This window comes from Paenibacillus sp. URB8-2, assembly GCF_013393385.1.
Lineage (GTDB): Bacteria > Bacillota > Bacilli > Paenibacillales > Paenibacillaceae > Paenibacillus_AQ.
Window position 1 is genome coordinate 3,962,160 of sequence record NZ_AP023239.1, and the last position, 17,232, is coordinate 3,979,391.

At 55.5% G+C, this 17,232-nt stretch carries 13 protein-coding genes; all 13 read right to left on the minus strand.

Annotated elements, in window-relative coordinates; translation table 11 throughout:
- Positions 1-9: 9 nt before the first annotated feature.
- Entirely contained in the window at positions 10-1,119 is a 1,110-nt protein-coding gene (gene murG / locus PUR_RS18390; protein WP_179036498.1) for an undecaprenyldiphospho-muramoylpentapeptide beta-N-acetylglucosaminyltransferase, read from the minus strand.
- A 5-nt stretch (positions 1,120-1,124) separates the two neighbouring features.
- Positions 1,125-2,222, minus strand: coding sequence for a stage V sporulation protein E (gene spoVE / locus PUR_RS18395; RefSeq protein ID WP_179036499.1), 1,098 nt, complete (start codon positions 2,220-2,222; stop codon positions 1,125-1,127).
- Positions 2,223-2,273: 51 nt separating this feature from the next.
- A complete protein-coding gene (gene murD / locus PUR_RS18400; RefSeq protein WP_179036500.1) occupies positions 2,274-3,695 on the minus strand; it encodes a UDP-N-acetylmuramoyl-L-alanine--D-glutamate ligase in 1,422 nt (473 codons plus the stop codon).
- Between the two features lie 3 nt (positions 3,696-3,698).
- Positions 3,699-4,664: a phospho-N-acetylmuramoyl-pentapeptide-transferase gene (mraY, locus tag PUR_RS18405; protein WP_179036501.1), complete on the minus strand. Its 966-nt coding sequence runs from the start codon at positions 4,662-4,664 to the stop codon at positions 3,699-3,701.
- A 21-nt stretch (positions 4,665-4,685) separates the two neighbouring features.
- Positions 4,686-6,089 carry a UDP-N-acetylmuramoyl-tripeptide--D-alanyl-D-alanine ligase gene (locus PUR_RS18410; RefSeq protein ID WP_179036502.1) on the minus strand — a complete coding sequence of 468 codons (1,404 nt, stop codon included), beginning with the start codon at positions 6,087-6,089 and terminating at the stop codon, positions 4,686-4,688.
- A complete protein-coding gene (locus tag PUR_RS18415) occupies positions 6,086-7,573 on the minus strand; it encodes a UDP-N-acetylmuramoyl-L-alanyl-D-glutamate--2,6-diaminopimelate ligase (protein ID WP_179036503.1) in 1,488 nt (495 codons plus the stop codon). The genes PUR_RS18410 and PUR_RS18415 overlap by 4 nt, the downstream gene beginning before the upstream one ends.
- Before the next feature lie 41 nt (positions 7,574-7,614).
- Positions 7,615-9,540: a stage V sporulation protein D gene (locus tag PUR_RS18420; protein WP_179037982.1), complete on the minus strand. Its 1,926-nt coding sequence runs from the start codon at positions 9,538-9,540 to the stop codon at positions 7,615-7,617.
- 82 nt (positions 9,541-9,622) lie between these two features.
- Positions 9,623-11,902, minus strand: a complete 2,280-nt coding sequence (locus PUR_RS18425) for a penicillin-binding transpeptidase domain-containing protein (RefSeq protein ID WP_179036504.1) — start codon at positions 11,900-11,902, stop codon at positions 9,623-9,625.
- Between the two features lie 71 nt (positions 11,903-11,973).
- Entirely contained in the window at positions 11,974-12,339 is a 366-nt protein-coding gene (locus PUR_RS18430) for a hypothetical protein (RefSeq protein ID WP_179036505.1), read from the minus strand.
- Between the two features lie 24 nt (positions 12,340-12,363).
- Positions 12,364-13,317, minus strand: a complete 954-nt coding sequence (gene rsmH, locus PUR_RS18435) for a 16S rRNA (cytosine(1402)-N(4))-methyltransferase RsmH (protein ID WP_179036506.1) — start codon at positions 13,315-13,317, stop codon at positions 12,364-12,366.
- 33 nt (positions 13,318-13,350) lie between these two features.
- Positions 13,351-13,788 (minus strand): division/cell wall cluster transcriptional repressor MraZ, encoded by a 438-nt coding sequence (gene mraZ / locus PUR_RS18440; protein WP_179036507.1) that lies wholly within the window; start codon positions 13,786-13,788, stop codon positions 13,351-13,353.
- Positions 13,789-14,255: 467 nt separating this feature from the next.
- The gene (locus PUR_RS18445; protein ID WP_179036508.1) at positions 14,256-15,527 is read right to left on the minus strand and encodes an adenosylhomocysteinase; all 1,272 of its coding nucleotides are present in this window, start codon (positions 15,525-15,527) and stop codon (positions 14,256-14,258) included.
- 37 nt (positions 15,528-15,564) lie between these two features.
- Complete coding sequence (gene bshC / locus PUR_RS18450) at positions 15,565-17,193, minus strand: bacillithiol biosynthesis cysteine-adding enzyme BshC (RefSeq protein ID WP_179036509.1); 1,629 nt, start codon at positions 17,191-17,193, stop codon at positions 15,565-15,567.
- Positions 17,194-17,232: the final 39 nt, after the last annotated feature.

Below are 17,232 nucleotides of genomic sequence, written 5' to 3' on the forward strand. Positions count from 1 at the left end.
GACAAGCGGTCACTTGCCGCCCGTAAGCCGCCGAAGCTCCTCAACAACAAGCGCAGCGGAATCCCGCTTGCCCAGTTTGCTCGAGGCTTCGGACATGGACTTGCGGAGCGCCGGGTCGCCCGTAATGGTGCGAACCGCCTTGTACAGCGACTGTCCGGTTAAATCCTTCTCCAGGATCACAACCGCCGCTCCCGCGCGTTCCAGCTGCCGCGCATTCGCCTCCTGATGGTTGTTCGTCACATTCGGTGACGGAATGAGAACGGAGGGGATGCCCAGCGCCGTAATTTCCGCGAGAAACGAAGCTCCCGCACGGTTCACAATCAGGGAGGTGCAGGCGAGCACTTCCGGCATATTATGAACATAGGGCAGCACATGCAGCCAGTTCGGAAGGCTTCCCAGCTTCTCGCGCAGGCTCTTGCGTGTCCCCTCGTAATAAGGCTCTCCCGTGACGTACACGTAATGGACCTGCGATTCCTTGACGGCAAGCGAAGCCATCTCGATCATCGCCTCATTGATCGCTTTCGCCCCCCGGCTGCCGCCCACCACCAGCACGACCGTGCTGCCGTCCGGAATACCCAGGGAAGCGAAGCCCCGCTGCGGATTTGCCTTGCTGACCGTTGTAGCACGCGGGTTCCCCGTGTAAATCACGCGCTTGCCTGCCGGGAAGGCCGATTCGGTTCCCTCGAAGCTGACCGCCACCGTACTCGCATACCGGCTAAGAAAACGGTTAGTCAAACCGGGAATAGCGTTCTGTTCATGAATCAGCGTGGGGATGCCGAGCTTGGAGGCGGCATAAACGACAGGGCCGCAGACATACCCGCCCGTCCCGACGACAACGTCGGGTTTGAACTCCTTCAGCATCCGCTTGGACTCCTTCACGCCTTTCAGGAAACGCATAACCGTCTTCACATTGTCCAGGGACAGCTTCCGCCGGAACCCGGTAATATCGATCGAGCGGAACGGAAGGTTCTCCTGGGGAACCAGCTTGCTCTCAAGCCCGCGCGTCCCGCCGATATATAAAAATGCAGAGGCGTCTTCCTCCGCCTCCAGCTGCCTTGCCACGGCGACGGCGGGATAAATATGCCCTCCCGTGCCGCCGCCGCTTAATACGATACGCATTGCCTTCACCTCGCATAACGGGATAAGTTAAGTAAAATGCCGAGCGCCGTAAGCATCAGCGTCAGCGAAGAGCCTCCGTAGCTGATCAGCGGAAGCGTAATGCCCGTGACCGGCATCATGCCGATGACCACGCCGATATTGATGACGACCTGCACCGCCACCATGCAGACGATTCCGACGGCCAGATAGCTTCCGAAACGGTCCGGCAGGCTCATGGCAACCCTCATTCCCCGCCAGATCAGGATAAGGAACAGAGTCAGCACCGCAAGTCCGCCGATAAAGCCCAGCTCTTCGGCCAGGATAGAAAATATAAAGTCCGTCTGCGGCTCGGGCACATAGCTGTATTTCTGCCGGCTCATGCCGAGCCCAAGTCCCCCAAGTCCTCCGGGGCCGATCGCATACAGCGACTGGATGATCTGATAGCCCTTGCCGAGCGGATCGGACCAGGGATCAAGGAACGCGGTAATCCGCTGAATCCGGTAAGGGGCGGCTGCGACCAGCGCGGCAAATCCGGCGGCCCCCGCCGCGCCGAGTCCCAGCAGATGCTTCATTCTCGCCCCGGCGGTAAAGACCATCATCAGGGCCGCCCCCATCATCACCGTTCCCGTGCCGAGATCGGGCTGAAGCATAATCAGTCCGAAGGCTGTCCCGATCAGGGCCAGCGGCGGCAGAAGTCCCCGCGTGAATGAAGTGATGTCATAATCCTCGCGGCTCAGCCAGTTCGCCAGATAGAGTATCATCCCCATCTTCATGAATTCGGAGGGCTGGATGCCGAAAGAGCTGATGCCGAGCCAACTACGCGCACCGCCGCGCACAACCCCGATTCCGGGAATCAATACAATTACAAGCAGAACGAAGCAGACGATAAGCGCCGGCCTGGACAGCCTCTTTAAGACACGGTAATCCACGTTCGCCGTAAAAAACAATGCGGCAAGACCAAGGACGGCAAAGAGCAGCTGCCTTTTGACAAAATAAAAAGAATCGCCATAATTGCGGAAGCCCAGCACGGAGCCCGCACTGTACACCATAATCATGCCTATGGCCAGCAGCGCAAGAATCGGAATCAGCAGCCAGATATCCGGCGCAGGACGGGTCTTGTTCATGAGGAGCACACCTCTTGCATCGTAGTGGAGGCTTATCCAATGCCCCCCTACTTACAGATTATGCACCGCCTCTTTAAAAATACGCCCGCGCTCTTCATAGGATGTGAACATGTCCCAACTGGCGCAGGCGGGCGACAGCAGCACCACATCCCCCTCTTCGGCGAGAGCGGCGGCTTCCCGCACGGCCTTTTGCAGCACCGAGGCGGCGCTGTCTTCATTATCGACCGTGATAACCGTCTTTAACCCGGCGAGCTTCGCGACATGCGCGAGCTTGTCCTTCGTCTGCCCCAAGACCACCATCGCTTTGACGCGCCCTTCAAGGACCTGGACCAGCTCCATGTAATCGGAGCCGCGGTCAAGCCCTCCAGCGATCAGCACGATAGGCTGGCGGAACGAGGCAAGCGCCATCGACGTCGCCTTGGAGTTGGTCGCTTTGGAGTTGTTGTAATACGCCGCGCCGCCCTTGCCAGCGACATATTCCAGCCGGTGCTCCACGCCGCGGAAGGAAGCCAGCGCATCGGCGAGTCCTGCAGGGTCCGCCCCGGCGGCAATCGCGATGGCGCAGGCCGCCAGCGCATTCTCCACGTTAAAGCGGCCGGGAAGTCCGATGGAGGCCACTTCAGCGATCACCGTATCGCTCTCCGTATAGTCGCGGTAGACAATGACCCGTTTCAGATCGTCCTCGGTGCCCGGCACGTAGGAGGGGCGAACAAACACGCCCTGCACCAGTTCTTCCGTCATCGAAAAGGGCAAAATAATTCCCTTGATATAAGGCACAAGCTCTCTGCAGTATGAATCGTCCCAGTTCAGCACGGCCGTGTCTCCCGCTCCCTGATTGGCAAACAGCTTGGCTTTGGAAGCCACGTAATCGCTCATATCGCCGTGGTAGTCGAGATGAGTCTCGGCCACATTCAGCAGACAGCCCACTTTGGGCCGGAATTCTTCCGTCCCTTTAAGCTGAAAGCTGCTCAGTTCCACGACCATCCAGTTGTCCGGGGAAGCTTCCTGAGCCGCCTGGCTGAGCGGAGTTCCGATATTTCCGGCCACGATCGGCTTCATACCGGCGGCTTCCAGCATTTTTCCTACCCAGGTTGTTGTGGTCGTCTTGCCGTTGGACCCGGTAATGCCGATGATCGGCGCCGCGCACAGATGATAGGCTACCTCAACCTCCGTCACCACCTCGATGCCCAGCTCCAGCGCTTTGCGGACCGGTGGAACGCTGTACGGAATGCCGGGATTCTTCACGACGAGCCGCACGCCTTCGTGAATGAGTCCGTCCGGATGCCCACCGCATATAACAGAAATTCCCAAAGACTCCAGTTCGGAAGCTTCGGGACATTGTTCTCTCTCTTTTTTGTCGTTCACCGTGACGACGGCGCCGCGCTCATGCAGCACCTTGGCCACTTGAACGCCGCTCTTCGCAAGCCCTACAACGACGACCTCTTCACCGCGGTACTTATCCGGATGTTTCATTTTCTACAACCCCTTGCTGATATAAAGTCCCAGGCCGGCCAGCACGATGCCTACCGCCCAGAAGGTAATGACGACACGCCATTCCGACCAGCCGCCAAGCTCGTAGTGATGATGGATCGGGCTCATTCTGAAAATACGCTTGCCGCGTGTCTTAAAAGACGCGACCTGCAAAACGACGGACAGCATCTCAATGACAAAGACGCCGCCAATCACTACAAACAGAAGCTCTGTTTTGGTGACAATGGCAATAGCGCCGAGAGCGCCGCCAATGCCGAAGGAGCCGAAATCTCCCATAAACACCTTGGCAGGATGGGCATTGAACACCAGAAAGCCTAGTACCGCACCAATCATCGCCGCCGCACATACTCCAGCCGCAATTGAAGTGGCCTGCATGGCCACTACGGCAAAAGCAGCAAGCGCAATGGCGCTGACGCCCGATAACAATCCATCTACTCCATCGGTAAAATTGACCGCATTGGTTACCGCCATCATCATGAGGATAATAAACGGATAGTAGAACCAGCCGCCCCAGTCAAAGCTGATGGCTGTGCCCGCGATGCTGATGCTTGTATTGTGTCCGGCGGAAATCAGCAGGCCGCATATGACGGCGCCCACCAATAACTGTCCTAACAGCTTTTGCCGCGGCGTCAGCCCGAGGGAGCGTTTAAAGACGATTTTGATATAATCATCCAGGAAACCGACCAGGCCATAGCCAAGCGCGGATACCAGAAGGACATAAAAGTCCGTATTTACAACTGAAAATTTCAGAAAAGACAAGGCGAACGCCAGCATGATGATGATTCCGCCCATTGTGGGCGTTCCTGCTTTTTTCAAATGAGTTTGAGGCCCGTCGTCGCGGACCTGCTGTCCGAATTTCATGCGGCGCAGCAGCGGAATGATGAGCGGAGCGGCAATCACCGCAAGGATAAAGGATACAGCGATAGTCAGAAGCAGCAGTTGATAATCCACGGGTTCACCCTCTCCAAATCTTTAACTTTGATCAAAATGGGCATGCAGACGCTGAAGCGATTCTTCCAGCCTCATGCCTCGGGACGCCTTGAACAGCACGATGTCTTTCGGATCGGTCTTCTTAAGAAGCAGATCGGTCATTGCAGACTTGTCGGTAAAAGCATACACCCGGTCCGGACCGAACCGCAGCGCAGCAGCCTCTGCCAGATGTGCGGAGAGCGGACCGTAAGCAAAGACAAGGTCGACTTTCTCCGGGTCCAGATAGGCCCCGACTTCCGCATGGAAGGTAGCTTCGTCCGGCCCAAGCTCAAGCATGTCCCCCAACACCGCAATTTTGGCTCCAGCACCCTTCATGGACTGAAGCACATCGATCGCTGCCTTCATCGACGTTGGACTGGCATTGTACGCATCGTTCAGCAGTGTAAGGCCGGAGGACGCGCGGATCAACTCGATCCGCATTCCGGTCAGCTTGAGCCTGCCGAGGCCGGCAGCCAACTCCACTTCGTTCACGCCGTAATGGCTTGCCACCGCCATCGCAGCCAAACTGTTCACGACATTATGCCTGCCGGGCAGCGGGAGCGTGAAGACATGCTCGCCGTGAAGGCTTGAAGTGAACGTCGTTCCGCCTTCATGCGCCATAATCCCTGTCGGATAGTCGTCATTGCCGGTCCCAAGTCCGAAACGGAACGTCCGCAGATCTTCCGGCGCCGCAAACCCCGGCTCGCCCATCACCTCGGCAAGCAGCGGCTCATCCCCGTTATAAATGAGCAGGCCGCCGGGTTTAAGCCCTTCGGCGATTTCCAGCTTCGCCCGCGCGATTTCCTTGCGCGAGCCCAGCTGGAGAAGATGCGATTCGCCCACATTGGTAATGACAGCCGTATCGGGCTTAGCGAGGCAGGAGAGCAAAGAGATTTCCCCCCGCGAGCTCATGCCCATCTCCAGCACGGCGATTTCTGTATCGGCCGCCATGGACAGGACGGTGAGCGGCAGTCCGATATGGTTATTGAAATTCCCCTGCGTCTTGTGTACCTTGAACCGCGTCTCAAGGAGAGCGGTAATGATATCCTTGGTCGTCGTCTTTCCGTTGCTGCCGGTGACGGCGACTACACGCGGTGCCACTTCCTTAAGGTAGGCGGATGCCAGGCGCTGCAGCGCGTCCAGCGTGTCGTCCACCAGAACCGCATTCTCCTGCGGAGCAGCGCCTTTATTCCGCGTCCACAGCGTTGCGGCCGATCCTGCTTTCAGAGCGGACTCGCTGTAATCATGTCCGTCAAAGCTGTCGCCGACCAAAGGTACGAACAGGCAGCCGGGCGTAATTTTACGGGAGTCGGTAACAACTCCCGTAACTTCCGCATCGGCTGCGCTGCCTGGGGACAGCTCGCCCCCGCACATGGCGGCAATGCTTTGCAGTGTTCTTGTAATCAATGGCTTCTACCCCTTATGGCTTCTTTGGCGACGATGCGGTCATCGAAATCGAGAACGGCGCCGCCAATCAGTTGGTAGGTCTCATGACCTTTCCCCGCAATCAATACTACATCGCCGGGGCTTGCCACATCAATAGCTTTCCCGATCGCTTCGCGCCGGTCAACGATCAGTTCATACCGGCTGCGGTCCACGCCGTCATCAATCAACCCTGCTTCGATGTCCTTCAAAATGGTCTCCGGATCTTCAGTCCGCGGGTTATCGGAAGTGACAAGAATGTGATCGCTGTATTTGGCGGCGATTTTGCCCATCAGCGGCCGTTTCGTCCGGTCGCGGTCGCCGCCGCAGCCGAAGACGGTCAGCACTTTCCCCTCCGCAAATTCCCGAACCGTGCGAAGCACATTTTCCAGTCCGTCCGGAGTATGCGCGTAGTCCACAACGACCGCGTACGGCTGGCCTTCGTCCACCGACTCCACACGACCGCTCACGCCCGGCACCGCTTCAAGGCTTGCCTTGATATCCGCAAGCGGAACTTCCTCCAGCAAGGCCGCCGTTATGGCGGCAAGCGCGTTGTACACATTGAATTTGCCTACCATTTTCAGCGAAATATCGGCTTCTCCCTTAAAGGTGTCCACGTGAAATGCGGTGCCTTTGGCCGTAATGGAAATTTGCGAAGCGCGGACGTTGGCATCATTGTCTATCCCGTATGTAATGATTTCCGCCGCCGTCTGGGCCGCAAAGTAAGAGCTAGCCGCGTCGTCCGCATTCAGTACGGCGTATTTGCGTTCTTCTTTCCAGGGGGAAATTGCATTTCCGAGTCTGGAGAAGAACAGTCCCTTCGCCGCACGATACTCTTCCATCGTATGATGATAATCCAAATGATCCTGTGTCAAATTGGTGAAAATGGCGGTGCGGAAATCCGTCCCTTTTACCCGCCCCTGTTCGAGCGCATGCGAGGAAACCTCCATCACGCAGCACTGCACGCCCTTGGAAACCATGTCGTTCAGCGAACGCTGAAGCTCAAGAGACTCCGGCGTCGTACGGGGCATCGGATAGCTGACTCCGCCGTAACGCATTTGAATCGTCCCGATGAGCCCTGTCTTTACCCCGTGATCCTCCAAGATGCGTTCGATCAGATAGGTTGTCGTCGTCTTTCCGTTCGTTCCGGTAACACCGATCATCTTCATCCGGCTGCTGGGCGACCCGAAGAACGCACCCGCCAGGACGGACATCGCAAACCGGCTGTCACCCACAACAATCTGCGGCAGATCGATATCGAGCTTGCGTTCCACAACAAGCGCCGCCGCACCACTTGATGCGGCCTGCGGCGCAAATTCATGCCCATCCACGGTAAAGCCGGGGAGGCAGATGAACAAATCTCCAGGCTTTACCTTCCGGGAATCAGCCTGCAAATCGGTAATCTCGGTTTCGCCGTTCCCAAATAAATGCGAAACCGCCAGACAAGAAGACAGTTCTTCAAGTTTCATCTCAATCCCTCGCTCTATTGTATCGAATAATCTCTTTATCATTATGGACTGGAAGAGCCCATATAAATCCTGATCGTCGATCCCCGTTCCACTCTTGTTCCCGGTTTGGGAGCCTGATTGATGACCGTATCTCCGGTGCCGGAACGGACAAGGTTGAAATTCATATTCATATCCTCGTAAATATCCTGTACCGTGGCGCCTACGAGGTCCGGTACGGTGTCGATTGGCGTCTCCCCAAGCTTGTAGGCTTTGGGCAGTTGGTCCGCGCGCTTAGGAACCTTCATATAATTAAGGGAATCCTCCAGAATGTTCTGCACAATCGGCGCGGCCACAACGCCGCCAAACTGGATTCCTTTCGGATTATCCACTGCGGTATAAACGACAATTTGCGGATCGTCCGCAGGCGCGAAGCCGATGAACGAAACGATATGCTCCGTCGCGGAATATCTTCCGTTAATGACTTTTTGCGCGGTCCCCGTCTTGCCGCCGACACGGTAGCCGTCAATGAACGCCGGCCGGCCGGTTCCTTTGGCGACAACGCTCTCCAGCGCCTCGCGCACCTTCCGGGACGTTTCTTCTGTGATGACCTGCCGTTCCATCTCGGGCTGGATCTCGGATACGGCCTGACCGGTATCCGGGTTGATCCATGCTTTGGCGACATGCGGCTTATACAGCTTCCCGCCGTTTATAGCCGCCGATACCGCAGCGATCTGCTGGATCGGCGTTACGGATACGCCCTGTCCGAAGGCCGTGGTCGCCAGTTCGACCGGACCGACCTGCTTTGGCTTGAACAGGATGCCGTTCTCCTCACCGTTCAAGTCGATTCCCGTTTTGCTGCCGAAGCCGAAATTGCGGATATATTGGAACAGCGTATCTTTTCCGAGCCTCTGTCCGAGGGCGACAAAACCGGGATTGCAGGAATTTTCGACCACCTGCAGGAATGTCTCGCTGCCGTGGCCGCCTTTTTTCCAGCAGCGCAGCTTCGCTCCGCCCACCTCAATAAAGCCGGGATCATAGAAGCGTTCATTCTTCAAATCAACCTTATTCTCATTGAGCGCAGCCGCGAGCGTAATGATTTTGAACGTCGAACCGGGCTCGTATGTCATCCATATCGGCAGGTTCCGGTTATATATCGCGGAATCATACTCCTTGTACTGCCCCGGCTCATATCCCGGGCGGCTTGCCATCGCGAGGATCTCCCCGTTCTTCGGATTCATGGCGATCGCCCAGCTCGCATTGGCCTGATATTTGACCATCGCCTGGTCCAGTTCCCTCTCCATGATGGATTGAATCTGCTTGTCGATGGTCAATTCCAGATTCAGACCGTCCTGCGGCTTCGCGTATTTCTCGGAAGAGCCGGGCATCAGCCGCCCGCCCGCGTCGGACAAATACGAAATATTCCCGCCGTTTCCTTTCAGCAGCTTCTCATAGACGCTTTCGATCCCCGTAATCCCCTGATTGTCAATGCCGGTGAATCCGAGGATATGCGCCGCCAGATCTCCATAAGGGTAATACCGCTTGCTGTCCTCAGCCACAACGATGCCCGGCAGCTGCAAATCACGAATGTCCCCGGCAAGCTCCATCGTAATTTTGCGTCCGCCGGGCTGCAGTCTCACCGTGGATTCACGTTTTGATAACAGGGTCACCAGCTTCTCCTGCGTCATTCCCAGAAGAGGGGCCAGCTTCATCGCTGTCCCTTCCTTATCCTTGACCTGCACCGGAATAGCGTACACGGTCGGCGAGCTGATGTTGTAGGCTAAGGGAATCCCTTCGCGGTCCAGGATTTCGCCGCGTTTGGCCGTAAAAGGGATGTTCCGGCGCCACGAATTCTCCGCCTTGGCCGACAGTTCTTCGCCCTTGGACAACTGTACATAGGCAAGACGCAGGACCAGAGCTATAAATAACACGGCCAGCCCCAGCAAAGTCCACAACATCCGCCGCCGCGACACGACTTTAGAAACTTTCATTTCCATCAACCCCGCTTTCCATGCAATAGACATGTACTCTTTCCTTCATGACTATTCAGGACAAACAGGGCTTAGAACAAGCCTAATTCGAGGAAGCGGCATTCTCTCCGGTATTCAAATCCGAAGTTAATTCGGAAGTTAATTCGGAAGTCGGTTGGGTGCTTGGATCGCCCGCTTCAGCTGACGCTGTATCGGATTCTTCCCCCATTTGCTCATCGGGCTTCAGGGTCAGGGAGACTTTCGTTTTGCCGTTATTTACGGACTCCTGCTGCTTCGAGACATACCCTTCTCCATCGACCTGGATACCCACCTTCAGCAAGGTTAGCACTTCAAGCGCATCCCGAAGCGATTCGCCGCGCAGATCGGGGATGGTCGGCTTATCCCCCTGCTCGCTGAGCAGGTATACCTTCTGCCCGGAGGACAGTGCCGTTCCCGCCGCGGGGTACTGGCTGACCACGGACGGGCCGCCGCCGACGCTTTCGAAGTCAAAGCCCTGGTCTATTAGCTCTTCTTTGGCCGATTTCATATTCTGCCCAACCAGATTCGGAGTCTTTCGCACGGAAGCGGCCGCTGTCTGCGCTTTGCCCGCTTTCTTGTCTTTCTCCGTGTAGACCTTGGGCACTCCCATATATTCAAGCGACTGAGAAACAATCTTCTTGAACACCGGCGCGGCGGCCGTGCCTCCGCCGACTTCAGCGTTCGGCTCATCGATGATGACGATGACGGCAATCTTCGGATCATTCACGGGGGCGTAACCGATAAAAGAGACCAGAACCTTGGAATTGTCGTAATTTTGGCCTTCAACCTTGATGGCCGTTCCTGTCTTGCCGGCTACGCGATAGCCTTCAATATAAGCATGGCGGCCGGTTCCGATTTCCTGGTCGGCGACCACTTGCTCAAGGTAGCTTCCCGTCTTCTTGGCAGTCTCCGCCGAGATCACCTGCCGCACAACTTCCGGCTTCGTGACGGTGACTTTGCCGGTATTCGGGTCAGCGATTTCCTTGACCATATGAGGCTTCAGCAGCTTGCCGCCGTTGGCAACGGCCGATACTGCCGCAAGCTGCTGAATCGGCGTAACCTGCACTTTCCCGTGACCATAAGCAAGAGTAGCGAATTCGACCGGCCACTCCGGTGTTATTCTTCCTTTGACCTCTCCTGGGAGGTCGATGCCGGTCTTTTCATCGAAACCAAAATTATCAATATATTGTTTAAGCTTGTCCTGTCCGAGCATCTCATAGCCGAGCTTGACAAAAGCCACGTTACTGGATCGCTTGACACCTTCCAGATAGGTGATCTGTCCCCAGCCTGCGCGTTTAATGTCGTGGAGAGGTCTGCTGTATCCTTTAATCCGAATCTGGCCCGACTGAAACTTCGCGTTCGGATCGAACAGCTTCTCCTGCACCGTCCCGGCCAGTGTGACGATTTTGAACGTTGACCCCGGCTCGTAGATGGACTTGATCGCATGGTTATAAAAATCGCCCTGATCCTGTGTCTTCCAGTATTCGTTAGGATTGAAGGTAGGCAGATTAGCCATGCCCAAAATCTCCATCGTGTTCGGATCGGCGGCGATTACCGTCATGCTCTTCGGCTGGTATTCGTCATAGGCTTCCTTCATCGCGTCTTCGATGTAATACTGGATCGTACTGTCAATCGTCAGCCTCAATTTGTCGCCGTTGACGACAGGCTTGTACGTTTCTGCGGCATCGGGAAGCTTGACGCCCTTGCCGTCGCTCTGGTAATCAAGATAACCGTCAGTACCCTTAAGCAGCTTGTCATAGAAGTATTCCAGCCCGGCTACGGCTTTGCCGTCACGGTCCGTATACCCGAGAACATGGGCCGCCAGCGAGTCTTTGGGATAGTACCGTTTCTGGTCCTTGACCCAACCGACGCCGGTTTCGCGGATATCATGCTCCTTCTCCAGCTTCTTCGCGAACTCGGTAATCTTGTCGGCAACTTCCTGATCGACCTTCCAGCCTTCGTTGCGGACCTCGCGGTTCTTGTATAAATTGCCGTCCTTGTCCTTGGCATCAATCAATTCTTCAAGCTCCGATACCGGCTTGTTCAAGATCCCATGTAGTCCCTCTACTACCTCGTCCCGGATGCCCTGCTCCTGAATCACGTCGGGCTCCACGACTACCGTATAGGCGGGCACGTCGCTGGCAAGCATGCTGCCGTTGCGGTCGGTAATTTGTCCGCGCTGTGCTCTGATGATCGTCGTATGCGCCCAAGTGTCCGCGGCCCTTTTTTGCCAGAAGTCCCCCTGCAGCACCTGAATCCAGAATACCCGTCCGACCAGAACAAGAAAAAAGAGGGTAATACATCCCCCTATGAACAGTGAACGAAGCTTTATTCTTTTTATCATACGCGAACCTCACAACCTCTATTTTACAATCCTGACGGCCGCTTCCGGCTCATTTCAAACCCGGCTGGGCATTAGTTGTTCCGGGATACGGTGATGCTATCTTCCGGCACGCTGTAACCTTGTTCCCGGGCTTTCATTGCCACCTGCTGCTCAAGATCCTGCTTCTCTTTCTGATAGACGGCAATCTGCTTCTTGGCCTTTGAAATCTCCGTATCCAAGTCTTGCGCCTGCTTGTTCAAATCGTAAATGTGGACGTAGCGCCATACCAGAACGCTGGACACAAGGACGAATAAGGCAAGAGTCAGCAAATACAGAAGCTTTTCCTGCATAGGGAGCGTCGTTCGCCTTGTGACTACTTTAGTCTTTTCGCGGTAGCGCGGATTAACTTTCTGTTCCCTTTGTTGCTGCACTGCCAAATTGCCGCGGGTATACGCCATCTCTGACTCTCCTTTTATCGTCTTTTACAATTTCTCCGCAATGCGCAGCTTGGCAGAACGGGCGCGAGGATTAAGTTTAAGTTCCTCTTCGCCGGGTATAAGCGGCTTGCGATTGATCAGTTTCACCTGGCCTTTCCCGCCGCACACACATAGCGGAAAATCCGGCGGGCACGTACAGCGGCCCACATAGCTGTTCAGGATTTGCTTGCAAATCCGGTCCTCCAGGGAATGGAACGTAATCACGGAAACTCTGCCTCCGGGAGCAAGACACCGCACAGACGCATGCAGGGCCTCTTCAAAAGCGCCCAATTCGTCGTTAACGGCAATGCGCAGCCCCTGAAAGCTTCGTTTGGCGGGATGTCCGCCCGTCCTGCGCGTCGCGGCCGGAATTGCCTCCTTGATTATATCGGCTAATTCCCCCGTACTTTCAATAGGGCGCACCGCTCTTCGCTCCACAATTTTTCCCGCGATCCGCCTGGAGAACTTCTCCTCTCCGTATTGGAACAGCACGCGCGCGATTTCCCGCTCCGGCCAAGTATTGACGATTTCGGCAGCAGTCAATTCGGCGCTCCGGTCCATCCGCATATCGAGCGGAGCGTCATGGTTGTAACTGAAACCGCGCTCTCCTTCGTCAAACTGCGGGGAGGAAACACCGAGATCGAACAGAATTCCGTCCACCTGGGGGACGCCGTCTATCTGCGGAACCGCCTGCAAAGACCCCAACACTTCCTCCAAATCCCGAAAATTCGTCTTGACCAAAATAACTTTGTCTCCGAAGGCGGCCAGCTTTTCCCTGGCGTTATCCAAAGCCCAATCATCCTGATCAAGAGCGATCAGCCGTCCCTTGCTGCCCAAGCGGGAAGCGATCAGGGCGCTGTGCCCGGCTCCTCCGAGCGTACAATCCACATAGATGCCGTCTTCTCTGACGCGCAAGCCTTCCGTTGCTTCTTCCTTCAGAACCGTGATGTGATGAAACAAGCTGCAGCCCTCCAAACAGTATTCGGTAAATAATTATAAATCAAAGTTGAAATCCACCAGCTTCTCGGCGATTTCGTTGAACGACGCCTCCGACTGCCCGAAGTACTGTTCCCAAAGCTCCTTGTTCCAGATTTCCACCCGGTTCGATACGCCCAGAATGACACATTCCTTGTCCAGCTTCGCATACTCTCGCAGATTGGCCGGCAGAGTTACCCTGCCCTGCTTGTCCCACTGGCATTCCGTCGCTCCCGAGAAAAAGAAACGGCTGAACGCGCGGGCGTCGGACTTCATCAGCGGCAGACTTTTCAGCTTTTGTTCCATGATTCCCCATTCATCCATGGGATAAACGAAAAGACAGGAGTCGAGTCCGCGGGTCGCCACAAAAGAGGCTCCGAGCAGTTCACGAAATTTAGCCGGTATAATGATACGGCCTTTATCGTCAATGCTATGCTGGTATTCCCCCATAAACATTGGCTGCCCACTCCTTAATCCCCTCGGGTCCCCACTTCCCCCCACTTTTCACCACTTAAGCATAATAGATTCGTCGCCAAAAATCAAAAACCTTTTTCCGTTTAAAGGCAATTTCTTCCTGCGGCAAACTCTCCTCCAGCATGTCTATATTTGGCGGAAAATACGTTGGCAAGCGCCATGCGACATCAAACGGGGCATACCCTATCGAACCCGGATGAAAGACCTCTGCCGAAAAACCGCAGGTCACCGCTCAGGAAGGAGTTACAGGGGCAAATTTATCGAAGCAGATGATGGAATCGAGCTTTATGTCGAAGAGACCGGTCAGAGGCTTACTGTCACGAAAATCCGGAAAAATAAAGGCTTCTTCGAGTTTCCAGACCTCCACCCGGCCGCAAAAAAGCACCTCGCGCCAATGCAGGATTGGCCAAGGTGCCGTTGCTCGTTAAAGCTACTATTTTCGCCCCAAATTAATCGTTCAGATTCCAGCTGTCAAGATAAGCGACCTGTTCCGGTGTCAGGGAGTCAATGCCAAGCCCCATGCTTTCCAGCTTGTAGCGGGCCACCTGCTCGTCCAGTTCGTAAGGAACATTTTCGACTTTAACGCCGATCTCGCGGTAGCTGTCATTCACATATTTCAGCGAGAGCGCCTGAAGCGCAAAGGTCATATCCATGATTTCGGCCGGATGGCCATCCGCCGCGCCCAGGTTGACGAGCCGCCCTTCGGCCAGCAGGTACAGCTTGCGACCGTCCTTCAGCTGATACTCCTCGATGTTTTTACGGACAACACGCTGCACTGCCGCTCTTTCCGCAAGCTCCGGCTTGTTAACCTCCACATCAAAATGGCCGGCGTTGCACATAATGGCTCCATCCTTCATCACATCGAAATGCTCGCCGCGGATGACGTAACGGTTGCCCGTTACGGTAACAAAGAAATCGCCCAGCTTGGCTGCTTCCACCATCGGCATGACATGGAAACCGTCCATATGCGCCTCAACCGCCTTGATCGCGTCGACTTCCGTGACGACAACGTTGGCGCCGAGCCCTTTGGCCCGCATCGCCACACCCTTGCCGCACCAGCCGTAACCGACGACAACGACCGTTTTGCCCGCCACCATCAGGTTAGTCGTGCGGATGATGCCGTCCCAGGCAGATTGTCCGGTTCCATAACGGTTATCGAACAAATGCTTGCAGTATGCATCGTTGACGGCAACCATCGGGAACTTCAGGATGCCTTGTTTTTGCAGAGCCTTCAGCCGGATAATACCGGTAGTCGTCTCCTCCGCCCCGCCGCGGATGTTCTCCATCAGGTCGGGCCGTTCGGAATGCAGCAGCGTCGCAAAATCGCCGCCATCGTCGATAATGAGATCAGGCTTGCTTTCCAGCGCCTTGATGTTGAGCGCCTTAAATTCCTCGGGGGTCGGATTATACTTTGCAAATACGGTAATGCCGTCTTCCACCAACGCGGCGCATACATCGTCCTGCGTGGAAAGGGGATTCGAGCCGGTAATCGTAACCTCCGCTCCGCCGGCCTGAACGACTTTGGCCAAATAAGCGGTTTTCGCTTCCAAATGCAGCGTAATCGATACTTTCAGCCCTTTGAACGGCTGCTCCGCTTCGAATTGCTCTCGGATACGGTTCAATACGGGCATATGCTGGCGAACCCAATCGATTTTGAGATGCCCCTCGGGAGCGAGCGACATATCGGCTACGATACTTTTTTGCCGGGATAAAGAACTCATTGAATAACCTCCTGATTATCGTATGTTGTTATTTCGTTTACATATATATAATGCGATGCGTTCCGCTGTAATCCGCTGGAATCTCCATCAATCCGTCCAGCCAGGAAAGGCCGTACCGGTTCAAATAATACATGATATTATAAACTCGTTCCTGGAGTCTGCCCAGAGGCATTAGCGAACGTTCAATCCGCTCCCACTGCCGCAGCGCGGCTTCGCTCTGCTTGGCCATCGCATCTTCCACTTTACTTTGCAAAAAGGAAATCTGATCCAGTATTTTCTCTTTGTTGCTTCCACCCAGCTTGATCAGACCGGCCTGGACCGTGCCGATTTGTTCGATAAGGGGATCGTACATGGCGGCAAAAGCAGCCTTGGTCTCTTCAAACCGCCTGCCAAGCTCCAGCTCATCCTGAGCCTCCAGCCACCGGCGCTTCTTTTCTTCGAGGCCTTCCAGAACATCGCCGAAAGTCAGCCCGTACTTCTCCAAGTGCTTGTGCAGCGTACCTTCTATAATGGTAAAAGACATGCGGGGAATGATCAGCGGCATCCGCAGTCCCATCTGACCAAAAGCCCGGCCCGTAATCCCCCAATACGATATCTCGCCCTGTCCCAGCACGGTTGCCAGTACAGGCAGAAGATAATCCTGCATAAGCGGACGGGTCAGCACGTTATTGCTGAAGCGTTCGGGATGGCGGTCCAGAAGGTCCAGCAGTTCTTCGCGGGAAAAAGATACCGTCCCCTTGCGGTCCGTGAATACGCCGTCCTTCTTGATCAGCAGCAGCCGCGCGCCTTCATGAATGTAAAAAAGGTTCGCTCCGCCCTCCGCCACATCGGCCTGAAGCTGAAATCCCGCATCCTTAATATCGGCTGCCGTCTTATGGTAGGCGGCTTCGAGAACCTCATTGTTCTCGATCAGCGAGCGGAAGAACGGCTGTTCCAGCCGCCGCAGCGCCGGGTCCGCCGAATCCAACAGCACAAGACCGAATTTGCCGAACAGCGAGCCCATGATTTCTGCAAAAGCAGCGCTCATGCTGCTCTTACGGGCGGCGGTCCGTATAAGCTCCATCATTTCCGCCTTAAATTCACTTTCTTGAAGCAGCTCTTCCAGCTGTTGAAGTGACTGTCCCCAATGCTCCTGCCCTACTTCAATATGGCTGACCGAGGAACGTCCCGTTTCCGGAGCCTCGATTTTCAACTTCGTTACTTCCACCGAACGGTTCAGCAAATACGTATGATTGACCTCGTCCCAGTCGTGGTCCTCTCCGGCAATCCAGAACAGCGGCACGACCGGCCGGTCCAGCTCCCGGCTCGCATCTTTTGCGGCAAGGATGGCCGTGACCGCTTTATAGACGACAAGCAGCGGTCCCGTAAACAGGCCGCTTTGCTGCCCTCCGGCTACGACCAGCGTCTCCGGCCGTTCGAGCAGGTCAAGCGATTGCCTTACCGCTTCGTGGTTATTGTATTTTGCGTTATAGGCCCGCAGGACTTCCGTTAGCCTGCCGCGGTCAGCCCGGGCGCTTGCGCTTTCATCCAGCCAGGCGGCTCGCTGCCGCTTGCTGTGCGGTTTATGAAAATGACCGCCGTAGAAATGCGCCGCCGTCTCGTCGTTATCCATGAACCCGCGGGCGAGCGCCGGTCCGCCAGGCAGCGGCTCCGGTACAACATTCATCTCATGTAGCCTCCTGTTCTCAAACTTCTTAAATGATTG